11 protein-coding genes and 1 pseudogene are annotated in these 13,936 nt (G+C 54.4%); 7 read left to right on the top strand and 5 right to left on the bottom strand.

Annotated features, from left to right (window positions below; genetic code table 11):
* Nucleotides 1-67: 67 nt before the first annotated feature.
* From RS75_RS27535 to RS75_RS23910, 3 genes and pseudogenes are all read right to left on the bottom strand, one after another.
* A pseudogene (locus tag RS75_RS27535) lies at nucleotides 68-223 on the bottom strand (RHE_PE00001 family protein); the annotation flags it as partial.
* 175 nt (nucleotides 224-398) lie between these two features.
* The gene (locus RS75_RS23915) at nucleotides 399-4,010 is read right to left on the bottom strand and encodes a YobI family P-loop NTPase (protein WP_234704327.1); all 3,612 of its coding nucleotides are present in this window, start codon (nucleotides 4,008-4,010) and stop codon (nucleotides 399-401) included.
* 152 nt (nucleotides 4,011-4,162) lie between these two features.
* Entirely contained in the window at nucleotides 4,163-5,305 is a 1,143-nt protein-coding gene (locus RS75_RS23910; protein WP_045025107.1) for an RHE_PE00001 family protein, read from the bottom strand.
* Nucleotides 5,306-5,527: 222 nt separating this feature from the next.
* Here RS75_RS23910 and RS75_RS23905 point away from each other — a divergent pair, with 222 nt between their 5' ends.
* The 4 genes from RS75_RS23905 to RS75_RS23890 all read left to right on the top strand — a co-directional run bounded on the left by RS75_RS23905 (nucleotide 5,528) and on the right by RS75_RS23890 (nucleotide 7,958).
* The gene (locus tag RS75_RS23905) at nucleotides 5,528-5,770 is read left to right on the top strand and encodes a type II toxin-antitoxin system Phd/YefM family antitoxin (protein ID WP_045025105.1); all 243 of its coding nucleotides are present in this window, start codon (nucleotides 5,528-5,530) and stop codon (nucleotides 5,768-5,770) included.
* On the top strand, nucleotides 5,770-6,189 hold the full coding sequence (locus RS75_RS23900; RefSeq protein ID WP_045025103.1) for a type II toxin-antitoxin system VapC family toxin: 420 nt from the start codon (nucleotides 5,770-5,772) through the stop codon (nucleotides 6,187-6,189). The genes RS75_RS23905 and RS75_RS23900 overlap by 1 nt, the downstream gene beginning before the upstream one ends.
* Nucleotides 6,179-7,345 carry a site-specific integrase gene (locus tag RS75_RS23895; protein ID WP_045025101.1) on the top strand — a complete coding sequence of 389 codons (1,167 nt, stop codon included), beginning with the start codon at nucleotides 6,179-6,181 and terminating at the stop codon, nucleotides 7,343-7,345. The genes RS75_RS23900 and RS75_RS23895 overlap by 11 nt, the downstream gene beginning before the upstream one ends.
* 103 nt (nucleotides 7,346-7,448) lie before the next feature.
* On the top strand, nucleotides 7,449-7,958 hold the full coding sequence (locus RS75_RS23890; RefSeq protein WP_045025099.1) for a DUF305 domain-containing protein: 510 nt from the start codon (nucleotides 7,449-7,451) through the stop codon (nucleotides 7,956-7,958).
* 60 nt (nucleotides 7,959-8,018) lie between these two features.
* Here the strand turns inward: RS75_RS23890 and RS75_RS23885 are convergent, their stop codons facing one another.
* Entirely contained in the window at nucleotides 8,019-8,756 is a 738-nt protein-coding gene (locus RS75_RS23885) for a GGDEF domain-containing protein (RefSeq protein WP_045025098.1), read from the bottom strand.
* Between the two features lie 854 nt (nucleotides 8,757-9,610).
* On the opposite strand from RS75_RS23885, the gene repA reads away from it, so the two are divergent.
* The 3 genes from repA to repC all read left to right on the top strand — a co-directional run bounded on the left by repA (nucleotide 9,611) and on the right by repC (nucleotide 13,261).
* On the top strand, nucleotides 9,611-10,816 hold the full coding sequence (gene repA, locus RS75_RS23880; RefSeq protein ID WP_407691589.1) for a plasmid partitioning protein RepA: 1,206 nt from the start codon (nucleotides 9,611-9,613) through the stop codon (nucleotides 10,814-10,816).
* Nucleotides 10,813-11,814 carry a plasmid partitioning protein RepB gene (gene repB / locus RS75_RS23875; RefSeq protein ID WP_045025096.1) on the top strand — a complete coding sequence of 334 codons (1,002 nt, stop codon included), beginning with the start codon at nucleotides 10,813-10,815 and terminating at the stop codon, nucleotides 11,812-11,814. Before repA ends, repB begins: the two co-directional genes overlap by 4 nt.
* A 193-nt stretch (nucleotides 11,815-12,007) precedes the next feature.
* Nucleotides 12,008-13,261 carry a plasmid replication protein RepC gene (gene repC / locus RS75_RS23870; protein ID WP_045025093.1) on the top strand — a complete coding sequence of 418 codons (1,254 nt, stop codon included), beginning with the start codon at nucleotides 12,008-12,010 and terminating at the stop codon, nucleotides 13,259-13,261.
* 464 nt (nucleotides 13,262-13,725) lie between these two features.
* Here the strand turns inward: repC and RS75_RS27010 are convergent.
* Nucleotides 13,726-13,936: hypothetical protein (locus RS75_RS27010; protein WP_210165686.1), on the bottom strand; the 211-nt coding region annotated here is incomplete at its 5' end.

Genomic DNA, 13,936 nt, shown 5'->3' with positions numbered 1-13,936 from the left:
GTTAGGCGGCAGGCGGTGCCAATCGGGCGGTTACGGTTGAACAAGGGAGACGGCTGGCCTCGCCCACGACGCTGCCATCGCCGCCAGATGATGGTGCAGGCCACGCCTGCCCGCGTAGGCTGCGGAGTCCTTCAGGCGAGAGCGTCCAGTCAGGCGGCTGAGCGGTTATGCATCGGCGGGTTTTCAAAACATCGCGTGCAATGGTCAGCTCGTGGGTCGGTGTCGTTTTGCATTGAATCGCAAGACTCCGCATACAATAATTTCAATAAGATAGCGCGGCACTTAATTTGATAATGGCAAGCGGCGATGGATTTGATGACAACAATCAGGTGGGAGGCTGACGCCTAGGGAAAGTGGGCAGACACCGGTGAGATTCCTAGCCTTAGCAGTCATCGCTACTACTTCCTAAAGTTGAAGATGCGAATTTCGTCCCCAAAGAAGGTCAACTTCGAAGAGGAAATGACTGACCGCGACTGCAACCAGCGCACAAACTCCTGGTATTCTGGAGTGTTGGGTATCGTCGGCTGCCGCCACCCTGGTTCGATTTCAGGAAATGGTTTTGGTAGCTGTTGAATTGCCGCCTTGATCTGCTCGTCGGACATCAGCTTTTGGCATCTGTTGAACAATGCGATTTGGACGGCGACGGGTTCGGCGTTTACGACCAACGCGTAAGCTGCGTCTGGCGAAAGGTGACTCACGTCGGCGTTGGAGCGATGGAATATCCGGCCAACGATCGAAGCACGATGTGGTGAGCTCACCAGCGCCGTCAGGTCCATCTTATCAATGACTTTGAGCTTCCGCTCATCGCTGATGTTTGAGGTGAGAAGCTTTTCGCGAAAGTCGTCGTCCACCGAGAACTTGTCTTCCCTAGCGAGATAGTCGTCGAAGTTCTCTACCACAAACAAAACTCGCAGTTCATCGTTGCCTGCCAAAAAGGAAAATGCCGTTTCAGAGAAGATGATGGCGTTCTCTTCGACGAGTATACGTAATTTGTCTACGCCAACGCCCTCAGGGAACTGATTGAATTTCCTAGGTAAAGCACGAAGATAGCTGTGGTAGGAGTCGACGTCGAAATCGCTGTTATTGAATAGGAACTGACGCAGAGGAAGAGCTTCCTTCAGCTCGCCAATCGTGACCTGCGAAAGTGTAGACAGAACTTCGGGATTTTGAAGAAAGGCTGTGAGTGTTTGCGCGTCGAACTCGTCACTCGATAGGTATCTCAAACAATTTTCCCATGATGCTTCGATCTTGTGCGATCGAAACACCGACGATCGAAGTCGAGCCGGAACTTGCTCGAGGTTAGGCAGCTTCGCTCGTTGCTGCTCGAGGAATTGTTCCAGATTTTCCGTTTCGATCTCATCGTTGTTGATTACGTCGACGATCGCTGAAACATCCTCCTCAATGTTGCTAGCTTGGAGGAGAACGTCTTTGAGGTAGCACTCAAAATCATTATGAACCTTGTCGACCAACGGCGCGTAAGCCGTTCGCAAAACGGTCGAATAGTGCTTGTTCTTCAGATCGCCTGCAGCGCTGGAGCCCAGCACGTCGCGAAATATGAAATCCAAGTTCTCGACGGTGATCTTGTAAAGGCCGTGGTCGCTCAAAAGTCGGGCAGCCGCTGGATACGGCCCTATGCTTTTAAGATCTACCATCTCAAATTGAAAAATAGCCAATCGGCTAGGCTCAAAATCGATCTGAAGAGCCAAAATCCGCTCAAGGTTCGCCGCTAAGAAATCGGATAATCCTGCAGCCTTGCTAGGTAATGTCTCAAGCACCATCTCAGGTAGATGCGCGATCATCCGTGCGACATGAATGATATTGTCCGGAGCCGCAATTGCAGCTGCAACGAACCCCGGCCACCTATGGGCGAGAGCGATAAGGAGTTCAGCATTGCATTTGCCCGTCTGGTAGTAGGCAGAAAAGAAGGTAGAACATTCCGCATAATTCGCCGAGATAAAGTCAATTAATTTGGTGATTTGGCCTCGGTAGTGGTCTCGATTGCCAAACATGCAATCGACCAACGTTTTATTAAGGACGAATTTTTGTCTGAAATCATCTTCACGCATCGCAGCGATGACTTCCGTAGGGTTATCGATTTGGAAATCGGGTTCCGGATTTTTAAAGCTACGGATTTGAATGAGAAACTTGTTATCGGAAGGCGAAAGCCGGCCGCGGTGAAATAACGAAGTATATTGATAGTAGGTATCGTCTAGGAATCCCTCAATTACCAGAAACCGAATAAGGTCGCTGTTCTCTCCGAACGCGTCGAATAGCTCTTCGATGTTTCCTGCATTTGTGCGGATTAACTCGTTAAATTTTGCGGTGCGTAGAAAGGAAATCTTCGACCTGAGTTCTTGAGTAGCTTTCGCTGTAGCATGTTTATTTTCGGCGGATCTGTGCTCAATTAGCGCCTTTCGATCTTGATAAGTCGCGACTTCACTTACGGTTTTCTGAAATCCTTTGATGCTAAAATTTTGGCGGTTATTATAATATACTTGGAGCGCAGTGACTTGGTCCTGCTCGATGATCGCCTCGAAGGCTTGATGCCCGGTAAGATCAGAAAACGGGATAATTTCACCACTGCTTCCCACGATTGACATGAAACCTTGCGGAAGTTTCGCGATCAGAGCCATTGCATAAATCTTGCGAAGTTCTTCGAGATCGCCCGGTACAAGTTTTTCAGCGTCGCTGATTTGATACTCAAGTCGCGAAATTTGGGCTTTGTACTGCGCTTCGGCATCTATGACATATGCATCATGCCGACTGAGAATTTCTGCAAGCTTTCCTTTTTCGCGGTGCAAATCCTCGAAATCGCTTGGGAGCACGTTCTTGTAGATCAAAATAGCGAGGAGCTTATTGGCATCGAGAATGTTCTCGCCGTCGGTCTCCAAGTTTGCGACGTAAACAGTGTATTCGTTGAAGATGTTATGAATCAACCTCAGATCGCTTAGATAACGAGACACCTCACGCAGGAACTGCCTGTCCAATCTTTCGTCCAACGATAGGCGTTGACCTTGCTCGATCACCTTGTCGATCGAATTAGAGCTGTTGATGATCGGTATGACAGGAACAATAAACTCGAAAAATTTGGTTCGATCCGTGTTTACGAACATGTTGTCGCGAAGGGCGTAGAGGAAGCGTATCGGCCTTTTGACCCCTGCGTTGGCATTTACCAGGCTATTTATTTCGCGAAGCGTTACAAAAATCTCAGGGTTATTAAAGCGATCCAGATCCTCAATAATAACCAAATCATATTTCGTTGCCTGAAAGAAATATATGATCTCGTCCAGGTGTCGGTTGAGAATAGACTCTTCTTTTGCGTTTTCCGGCGTTATCTCAATATCTTTAAGAGAAATGCTTTTTAGGGATAGCCCGAGACTTTTGATGTATATCTGATGGAATGCGAGCCATATGAAAACAAATCCAGCTGCAGTGGTTGCGATATTCAGCCAGTTCGTGACGTCTAGGGGCTTGAAAAAAGCACCGCTCAACACGTCATCGCTTTTCCTGAAAATGTGCCAGCAGGAAAATAGTCCAGCCATGATGAACAGTGAGGTAAACTTTGACCACCATTTGGGCGTTTGGATACGTTTGAAGCGTGAAAGCGGAAGGCTGTTGGCATCCGCGCCGTAGAGCATCTGCTGGAGGATGCTCCGCTCGATTTCCTGTTTGCTGACGTTGCCCTTTCTGGGAGCGCCGGCGTGGGTCTCGTTGGTTGTTACGGAACTGTCGGCTTCAGGGAGAAAGGCTGCAAGTGATATTTGGAGAACAGGCCTCCCGTACTTTCGACGGAAGGTCTTAATGATACTGCTTTTTCCTGATCCATAAGGTCCCGTCAGGGCAATATTGGAGACATTCCTATTGCTGGTGGCTACCATCAGAGCGTCAGAGTAAATACCGTGCTCATCAGCTTCGTCAGTTGGAGCAAGATCCACGTATTTTGTGGGCGTCTCTTTTGGCTTACCGGCAAGTGCCAATGCCCAGGCGTTGAATACGGATATAATTTTCAATCGACGCACCCGTAGTAAGAAATACGTTATTCGTACCTTTGTAACGGTTGATCGGGGTGCAGCAAGATGAAGTTTAAAGTTGTACACAAGGCCCGCCGACTTGGGACGTCCCGAATCCCTGCGCTAAAGGTAGGCTTGTGTGGGCGCACAACCTACATTACCCCCCATGCTCGAAACCTCCCCCTCCCCGTCATCTCGCGCAGGCCCAGCTCCAAAACGATCCGCCGCGCCGCCTGCGGCGTCACGTCCAGCGTTTTCGCCACCATCCCGGCCGACACCAATGGCTTCGCCATCACCAGCTCGACCAGTTCCGGCAGTTTTGAAGACGTCCGGCGCCCGTCCAGCTTTCGGTCCATCATTGTCTTCGCCAGCACCAGCCGGTCGTGCTCCTTGAGCCCGATCTCGGCGGCCGCGATCAGTCCGTGGGCGATGGCGAGCAGCCGGGTCTCCCGATTTCGATGACGACGTCGATCGACGGGAATGGTTTTCAGGCCAAGGTTGATGGCCGCGAGATGAGCGCCGGTGGTGATACCGGCGTGGCGCAGGATGGAAGCGCAAAACAGGCGGCCGAGCCAAGGGGCGTGCTGAAGCACGGACAGCTCGTTCCAGGCATCGAGGGCGATGATTGCCTGCAGCGCCGCTGGCAGGTCGTTTGCCTGGCGCAACACGCCGCGCCATTCCTCGAGCCTGGAATCTTCGTCCCAATCGAGGTGATAGACGAGCGGATCCTTTTCCGCCGCGCCGCCACGGTCGGGCCGGGTTGCGTTCTCGATCGCCGCCTCCGATCGGGCCAGAACCGCGTCGATGGCGGCGTAGTCAACACCTGGAAGGTTCTCGACGTCGTCGACATCTTCCCCCTCCCCTTCCGGATTCTTTGCCTCGATCGCGGACCGGACTAAACCGGCCGGCTCTACCGCCTCAGCTCCGACCAGACTTATGTCGGACGTTTGTCGCAAAGTTCGGATACCCTCTGCAGACAAGGGCCAGGCCGGAAGCTGAGCTGCGATGCGCCGGCGGGTGCGCAGCACGTCGCGGGCGATGGTGAGTTCGTGGGTGGGGGTGCGGATGTCACGGGTGGCGTCATGCAGGACGAGGTCCTCGAGATGCACGAGTTCGCCATCGATCCACAGCGACGCACAGGCATCGGCGAAATTTTGACGCTCGAGAAAACCCGCGCCGACGGGTGAACGGGCGATGCGCTCGTCGAGACGCGTGAGCGCGACACCAGCCTCGAAGGCCGGCCGCATCAGGACGTTCATGCTGATTTTTGAAAAATCATAAGTCATTGAAATCATGGTAAATGATTTCCTACATGAACTCTAGCTGAATATTAGAGTTCCTCACATGCTATGATTGGCGGTTGGGCGCTCTAACCATCGATAATATTCATGTATCGATAGTGATATGGTTAGGTCTTGACCAACTTACAAAAACCGCCGTATGATTGCGTAGAATGTCGAAAAACGCTGCAAACTGACGTCTGCTCGACGAGAGAGACGAACCCTGGAGCAATCAACATGACTGTTACCGTCAAGGTCGCCGAGGCCAAAACCCACCTGTCCGATCTGCTGGCGAAAGTCGAAGCCGGCGAGGAGGTGATTATCTCGCGCGGCAATACGCCCGTAGCCCGGCTTACCCGTATCCGCCGCGACAACGATGTCGATGCGTTGATCGCCGAAATCAAGGCCCAGCGCGTCGGCCGGCCCGTCACCACGCAGGACGAAATCCGCGAATGGCGCGATGAAGGCCGCCGTTACTGATGTCCTTCGTTCTCGATGCCTCCATCGCCGCCGCCTGGTTTCTGCCCGACGAACAACACGACGCCGCCGATCGACTGATGTCGGAGATACGGTCGACGGTCGGTCTCGTGCCGGCACTGTTCTGGTTCGAAACCCGCAATCTGTTTCTGGTGGCCGAACGGCGTGGCCGCCTTCGCCCCGGCGAACCTATCCTGCTGATGACACAGTTGCGAGGGCTGCCGCTCGAGGATGCCGGATCGGGCGGAGACGGCCTGGTCCTGGAACTGGCGGCCCGTTACACGCTGACCGCATATGATGCGAGCTATGTCGCGCTTGCCAGAACGCAAGGGCTGCCTCTGGCGACCGGGGACCGAAAGATGGCCATCGCCGCCCGTGGTGAGGGGATCACCGTGGTGGGGCCACTCGAACATGAGCACTGAGCCATCGGTTTCAGGCAATAACGTTCTAAAGCGCGCCGAGGAACTGGATGCCCTCGACGCCATCTTGCCGTTTGATCGCAGAGACCAGCTCGCCGAACTTCTCACCGACGACGACGTCGCGACGCTCAAGCACCTCGCCAGCGAAGGCATGGGCGACAACACCATGCGGGCCCTTGCATCCGACCTTGCATATCTCGAGGCGTGGTGCTCTCTGGCAGCCGGCACTCCCCTCCCCTGGCCTGCTCCTGAAAGTCTGCTTCTGAAATTCGTCGCCCACCATCTTTGGGACCCAGTCGAGCGGGGAACCAACGCCGATCATGGCATGCCCGAGGACGTCGCGTTCGCTCTCCGCCTCAAGGGCTTGCTGAGAAGCACCGGACCGCATGCGCCGGCGACCGTCCGCCGCCGGTTGACGAGTTGGTCGATCCTGACGCGCTGGCGCGGGCTGACCGGATCGTTTTCGGCGCCGTCGCTGAGAAGCGCACTCCGGTTAGCGGTTCGCGCCAGCAATCGGCCGCGTCAGAGAAAAAGCAAGAAGGCAGTCACCGGTGATATCCTTGCCAAACTGTTGGCGGTCTGCGCGGGCGATCGGCTGGTCGATCTGCGCGATCGGGCGCTGCTTCTGATGGCATTCGCATCCGGCGGCAGACGCCGATCCGAAGTGGCAGGACTGCGCGTCGAGGATCTGGTGCACGAGGATCCGGTCCGCACCAATCCGGCTGACGAGCACTCCCCTCTCCTCCCCTGCCTGACGATCCATCTCGGCCGCACCAAGACCACTTCAGCGGATGACGACGAGCAAGTGGTCCTGATCGGCAGGCCTGTGACGGCACTCAAGCATTGGCTGACAGAGGCGAAGATCGAAGTAGGTCCCGTCTTTCGGCGTATAGACAAATGGGGCAACCTCGATCGGCGCGCGATGACGCCGCAGTCTGTAAACCTCATCCTGAAAACGCGCATCAGGCAGGCCGGGCTGGACCCGGCACAGTTTTCGGCGCACGGACTTCGCGCGGGGTATCTGACCGAGGCGGCGAACCGCGGTGTCCCTTTGCCGGAGGCGATGCAGCAGTCCCTGCACAAGTCGGTCACCCAGGCGTCGGGTTACTACAACAATACCGAACGGAAGATAGGACGCGCCGCCCGACTCGTGGTCTGATCGATGGATCAGGAGTCCTAACGCAGGCGGTGCCAGGACTTGCTCGATTTGGAACGATCATTGCCGGCACGAGTTCGCCTTATTTCTCGAAATGGAGGCAACCATGTCTTACGGTCGCTTTGCCGCAATGATCGTCACCTCGACAGTGGTGATGTTTGGGTTGATGTACCTTAACACCTACGCTCTTGATCATATGACCTATGGCCAGACACGAACATGGATGGCGCTGCTGATGGGTGCCGTAATGGCGATCATCATGATGTTATTCATGTGGTCGATGTACAAGAACAAGACGACAAACGCTGCCATCATCGCGACGAGCGTCGTTGTATTCGCCGGTTCGCTCTGGCTTGTCCGCAGCCAGGAAACGGTCTACGACGTCAGTTACATGAAAGCGATGATACCGCATCATTCGATTGCGATCATGACCAGCGAACGCGCCCATATCCGAGATCCACGGGTGCGCAAGCTCGCGGACGGCATCATCGAAGCCCAGGTTCGCGAAATCGCGCAGATGAAATCGCTGATCGCCGATCTGGAAGCGCATCCCGCTCCGGGCGACGCGCCGGATCTTCTCTCCTACCGTCAACGAGGCGCACCGCCGCCGGAATGAGCGAACGCCAGGAGCTGCGCTTTGCTTCCCCATTTACAGCAGATGTCGCCTGCAGAGGCTTTACGCGACGACCCTGTTCCGGCCGAGCGCCTTTGCTTGATAGAGGTTTTCATCCGCAGCCTTCAGGCATTCGGATGGATCAAACCCCATGGGGCAGTGACATGCACCTATGCTTGCAGACATCATTACACGTAGGCCGGATGGCGCATGCAGGATAATCCCCGCGATTTCCTCTCGAAGCTGCTCGCAACGGCCAAGCATTTCATCGAACGTCAAGCCGCTTTGAAACACGCCAAACTCCTCGCCGCCAAGTCGTCCTACAAAGTCCGACTGCGTTTGATAGCGAGCGAGGATCCGGCCGGCACAGCGCAGCGCCTCATCGCCCGCAGCGTGGCCATAGCGGTCATTGATTACCTTGAAATGATCTAGGTCCAGAAAAAGAAGCGCTCCCGCCATACCCTGCTGACTTGCAACCTCAAGATCATCCATGAACGCCGTTCGTGCCAGGACCCCCGTCAAACCGTCTGTACGTGACTGAAGACGAAGCGTCTCATAGGCATCCGCGAGCTTTTTCAATGCCTCTCTTGTCGCGGCTTCCGCCTGCCGCACTTTTTCCGACTGCCTAAAATGGAGTGCCGAAGCGGGGATCGATATCGCCAACGGGCAAAAGATTGTCATAAGCAGACCGGCACCTTCTACGCGCCCACCCAGAAACGGTACGACGCTGTACGAAAGCGCCAGGGAGGCTGCCACTGAGACCAAGCCGGTCAAGATAGACTTATAGAAAACACAACGCATCGAAACCACCGCTAGCAATGTCGGTACTTATGAGCCAGATGACTTTAAAATGATTGAATCTTATATCTAAAAGACGCTCCACCAGATGGGTCGGCCCCTTCAAGCGCTACCACGGGAAGACTTTCATGGTGCATGGCCCGCGAGAGTCAGGCCGACGCTCAAACACCGTCTCCAAATCCCCGCTGACAAGAACAACTGACGACTACTCCAGCTCCTGCCATGGTCTTCTCGCTGAGGCTATTCCTTGAGAAGTCCATGCCGATCGACCATCGCGCTCTCCATGAACAATTTCACCCATCAGTCAAAGGACCGCGTTCAGATCGGTGACCGCGCGCTTACAGTAGTCATTGCTTTCGGCCCACCCTGCACTATCGAGTGAGTGGCATGTAGTCCTCGGCCACTATAGAGTAGGGCGGGGAGGGCCAGCCACAGTGAAAGCAAGTTTGCGCTGGGGTTGGATTGTGGTGGATAGGGGCGGAGCCTCGTGAGGAGAGGCCGCCGGATAACCTCCCCGATAAGACGAATGAAGCGAGAGACAGAAGCCAGCCCGACATCAACCGTTGCCGCGGGACACGCACCTGATCATCGCCGGATCGAAACTAGCGCCCGAAACCTTTCCGGTCTTACAGAGAAATCTTTACAGCTGTAAAGTTCGAGTCGGCGCAACGGGGCGGGCCCTCGAACTTAACAACTGTAAAGTCGGGACACTGACTCGAATATGGAGGTTGGCGCCAACAGCATCGTTAATGTTTCATTAACCAAAAAGGGCTTGTGGAATCGGACGACGTCTGCCAATCATGACGGAAACGACCCCGTAAAGTGAATTAAACCGTCAAGAGGACCGGATGCATCAGATGGTATCCAAGAGCGCCAGCGACACCGCATTGAAAATCGGCATGTACACGTCGAAACTTTCTGCGGAGCTCCGAGACATGCGAGAAGCAGTTTATCCACCGGAAGCACGAAAGACGTTCTCAAAAACGTTCTCGACCGTCGATTTGGTTCGGCTCCTCGGCGTTCCTGAGAGCACCCTACGCCAACTCACAATCGAAGGAAAAGGACCCGTTCCCGATCGAGCGGAGAACAACCGCCGGACCTACACGGTAGAGCAGGTCTTGGAACTGCGCTCGTTTCTGGCTTCGCTACGCCCTGACGACGCCGGACACCTTGTGCCTCACCGCCGAAACGGCGAGAAGCTTCAGATCCTTGCCACTGCAAACTTCAAGGGCGGAAGTTCAAAGACCACAACATCCATTCATCTCGCACATTTTCTTGGTCTGCAAGGCTATAGGGTTCTGTGTATCGACCTTGATCCGCAAGCCTCAATGACCGCGTTGTTCGGAATCCAGCCGGAATTCGATCTTAATGACAACGAGACGGCCTACGCTGCGATCCGGTACGATAATGAGCGGAGGTCCTTTCGGGATATCATCCGACCAACCTACTTCCCCGGCGTTGATCTTGTTCCCGGCAACCTCGAACTCATGGACTTTGAGTTCGACACGCCTACCTATCTGACTTCGAAATCTCGTGACGAGCTTGGTCTTTTCTTTGAGCGGATCAATACCGCTATAGCAAGCGTCGATGACCTGTATGATTTTGTCATTCTCGACACACCCCCCTCACTGGGCTACTCCACCCTCGCCGCACTGTATGCTGCGACCTCGCTCATCATCACCGTACATCCGGCCATGCTCGATGTTGCGTCCTGCAATCAATTTCTGATCATGATCTCGGATCTGTCCGAGGTACTCGCACAGTTCGGGGCCAAGTTCGAACACGACTTCTTCCGATTTCTGCTCACGCGCGTGAATCCAAACGATGGCCCGCAAAAATACATGGGCGGCGTTATGCGGCGACTATTCGGTGATGACGTTCTCGTCGCAGAAGCCCTAGAGTCGACCGCTATTGCTGGGGCCGCCGTGGCTAAGAAATCCCTTTACGAGTTGGAGACAGGGGAGGTGGGCAGGGAGGCACTCAAACGCGCGCTCGAAAGCGCCGATCGAGTGAACTTCGAGATCTTGGCACTCGCTCACAAAATCTGGGGACGCAGCCCATGAAAAAGAGCATCCTTCAGCGCATGGCCGAGGAGGCCGGCAACCGTACCGAAACAATTGAGCCCGACGTGGCCGAAAAGCCAATTCTGTCGAGACGGCATTCATCGCCTGTTATAGCCAACATCGGAAAGTCCCTTACCCACCTTGGTGAGGATAGCATCCTTTCAATAGATCCGGCTAAAATCGATCGATCGCCCTATCGGGACCGGTTCAACAATGATGAGGAAGCCGAAGCGGAACTTGAGGCCTTAAGGGTTTCTATCGCGTCTGAAGGACAAAAAATCCCCGTTCTCGTTCGGCCGCATCCAACCAAACCTGACCATTACCAGTTGGCCTACGGCCACCGCCGTCTGGCAGCCATAAAGTCCTTGATGGCAGAAGCCGAGCGACCGGAAACGGTTAAGATAAGAGCGCATGTCCGCAATCTTACGGACCGGCAACTCATCGAAGAACAAGCGGTTGAAAATGGTCCCCGTGAAAACCTTACCTGGATAGAGCAGGCGATGTGGGCAGTTCAGTTAAAGGAAGCCGGTTTCTCTCATCGTCAGATTTGTCCAGTGCTGGCTCTGTCGGAAGCTGCAGTATCACAGTTGTTTCGGGTCACGTCGGTAATTCCGACTGACATTATCTTTGCTATTGGTCGGGCCAAATCCGTCGGCCGTCCGAAATGGACCGCTCTTTCCGAGCTTCTGAAAGACCACAGCAAGATCGCTGCTGTTCGCAAAATTCTTGACACTACGGACTTCCAGTCGAGAGATGGAGCCGGCCGGATCAGTATGGCAATCGACAGCGCCAGCGGCATCACCTTTACGGAGCCCGACGGGTCAGCCGAAGCGATCAATTTTGCGGTCGGCGAGCGACTGTTCGGCCGCATGAAACGCTCATCTTCGGGTACCACCATCACCATTCCAAAAAAGGAAGATGCGTTCGCCCGATGGTTGGCAGAACGGATACCTGAGCTCGTGCGCGAGTACGTTCATCAATCGGACCGCGTTAAGTAAGGTCTGGCAAAGCAATTAATTTAGGTCAAAGGAGCAATAGCGCAAAGAAAAAGGCCACCAAAACGTTCCCGTCGTGGAAGCCTTCCTCAAGTCCTTAAGCAAGATCGAGAATCGCATTTCCACGAATCACAGTCAAGAGTCTTGGCACCGTTTTTGGTGAGCGAATTTCTTTTGCCTTATGAAAGGTGAGGAAATGGACAGTGGACATGTGACGACGCCATTTGGGCGGCGGTCGATGACGTTTGCCTTATTGGCACAGCAACGACAAATCAGCGAGGCACCAGCAGAGACCAAAAGAAATAAATGGAGACTCTTCAGAGCTGTCTGCGAAGCTCGAGAGGTGTTGAATGTATCTGACCGATCGCTATCGGTCCTCGATGCTCTATTGTCGTTCTATCCGTCAGACGAGCTCTGTGCGACGAACGACCTTGTCGTCTTTCCGTCGAACGCCCAGCTCTCGATCCGCGCAAGAGGGATGACTGCAGCTACGCTGAGACGCCATCTGGCCGCGCTGGTCGATGCTGGTCTTATCCTTCGCAAAGACAGCGCCAACGGAAAACGCTTTGCCCGCCGGAACAGGGCAGGGGAGATCAATGAAGCTTTCGGCTTCAATCTGACTCCGCTGCTGGCGCGCGCAAAGGAGATCGAGAACACCGCAGCGAAAATAATCGCTGATCGGGAATATCTTCATGCAACAAAAGAGCGGATCAGTCTCTGCCGGCGCGACATATCCAAGCTTATCCAGATGGCATTGGCCGAAGGCGTTAAAGGTGAATGGGTGCAGCTTCACGACCGTTTTCGCAGCGTTCTTGCGTCGTTGCCCCGTCGGCCTTCGCTCGATGAACTCGATATATTGCTAAACCGCTTGATCGAGCTTCGTACGATAATCGTCAAACTCCTCGACAACCACGACAAAACGCAAAATATGCGCACCACAGAGTCCCAAAATGAGCGCCACATACAGGATTCACAAACACAATCCTTCTATGAATCTGAAGCAAAGGAAGAAGTACCAACGACCAGAACATGCAACTCACCGCCAGCCACTGAGGCTACAAAAGAGAAATACCGATCAGCTAAGAACGATCTAGGTGATCCGATCGAATCCTCTAAACCGGCGGTCCCGCTGGACACCGTGCTGCGCGCATGCGCTGAAATTCACCCCTATGGGCCCGGTGGAACGGTCCGATCCTGGCGGGACCTCTTGACAGCGACTGCAGTCCTGCGATCCATGCTTCAGATCACTCCATCAGCTTTCCAAGAAGCTTGCCTCATCATGGGCCCCGAAAACGCTGGTACCGCCATTGCCTGTATCTTCGAAAGGGGAGGGCAGATCAACTCTGCAGGTGCCTACCTGCGTGATCTCACCAAGCGAGCCACACAGGGGCAATTCACAATCAAACCCATGGTCTCTGCCCTCCTGAGGTCCAAGGCAGGCATATCCTGAATGACGAACAAGCCTGCGCAAGGACAGAAGCGATCGAAACCAAGCAACAATTGGCAAAGCATCCTAGTACCAAGGCTTTGCCCACAACGGCCCGTTTGCCAAGCATGTCAGCTGGTAACAGCCTGCCGAGTTCGGCTTTCCTTGAAAAGAGATGCACGGATCAAGTCCGCCTTGACTGCCGGGATTGAAGGAGCAGCTCCCGAAACGCTGATCGTGGACCCGGTGGAACCTCTTTCGGCCTTGAGCAAATAAGAGTTCGAGCCCGGAATAGTGACGGAGGCGCATCGATCATCCCGAGATATGTTCCGCCTCATGGGCCGCCGCGGAGATTGCGGCATCGCCGTCTATCAACACGTCGACGGCGTGCTAGCCGGCAAGCCATCCGTTGGGAGATGGTGAACCAGAATACCAGCTGCCAGCCGTTTTTTTTCTCACCCAGCCGGAATAGCACCTTGGCGGTACTTTCAGTGGGTTACCCCTCCTCGAACGTGAGCGTCCGGTAAACGGTTTTTGCTGATCGGGCAAATCAGGCGATGTTCTGGCATTCGAACCAGCATTAGTGCTGACATTAATACCAGAACGCCACCAGACGATAAAACCTTGCATTCAGCGAAATTGAAACGCCCCACGGAGTGCTTATGACGTAAGCGCGATTTTCGATGCGCATTGACGGCA

The organism is Rhizobium nepotum 39/7 (genome assembly GCF_000949865.1).
Classification (GTDB): Bacteria; Pseudomonadota; Alphaproteobacteria; order Rhizobiales; family Rhizobiaceae; genus Agrobacterium; species Agrobacterium nepotum.
Note: the sequence above shows the minus strand (reverse complement) of the source record. Positions and strands in the feature narration are given on the sequence as shown.

Excerpts from the sequence above, each read along its gene's own strand:
- RS75_RS23905 (WP_045025105.1), top strand. The coding sequence starts at position 5,528 with ATGACTGTTACCGTCAAGGTCGCCGAGGCCAAAACCCACCTGTCCGAT.
- repA (WP_407691589.1), top strand. The coding sequence starts at position 9,611 with ATGGTATCCAAGAGCGCCAGCGACACCGCATTGAAAATCGGCATGTAC.
- repC (WP_045025093.1), top strand. The coding sequence starts at position 12,008 with ATGGACAGTGGACATGTGACGACGCCATTTGGGCGGCGGTCGATGACG.
- repB (WP_045025096.1), top strand. The coding sequence starts at position 10,813 with ATGAAAAAGAGCATCCTTCAGCGCATGGCCGAGGAGGCCGGCAACCGT.
- RS75_RS23885 (WP_045025098.1), bottom strand. The coding sequence starts at position 8,756 with ATGCGTTGTGTTTTCTATAAGTCTATCTTGACCGGCTTGGTCTCAGTG.
- RS75_RS23910 (WP_045025107.1), bottom strand. The coding sequence starts at position 5,305 with ATGATTTCAATGACTTATGATTTTTCAAAAATCAGCATGAACGTCCTG.
- RS75_RS23900 (WP_045025103.1), top strand. The coding sequence starts at position 5,770 with ATGTCCTTCGTTCTCGATGCCTCCATCGCCGCCGCCTGGTTTCTGCCC.
- RS75_RS23890 (WP_045025099.1), top strand. The coding sequence starts at position 7,449 with ATGTCTTACGGTCGCTTTGCCGCAATGATCGTCACCTCGACAGTGGTG.
- RS75_RS23895 (WP_045025101.1), top strand. The coding sequence starts at position 6,179 with ATGAGCACTGAGCCATCGGTTTCAGGCAATAACGTTCTAAAGCGCGCC.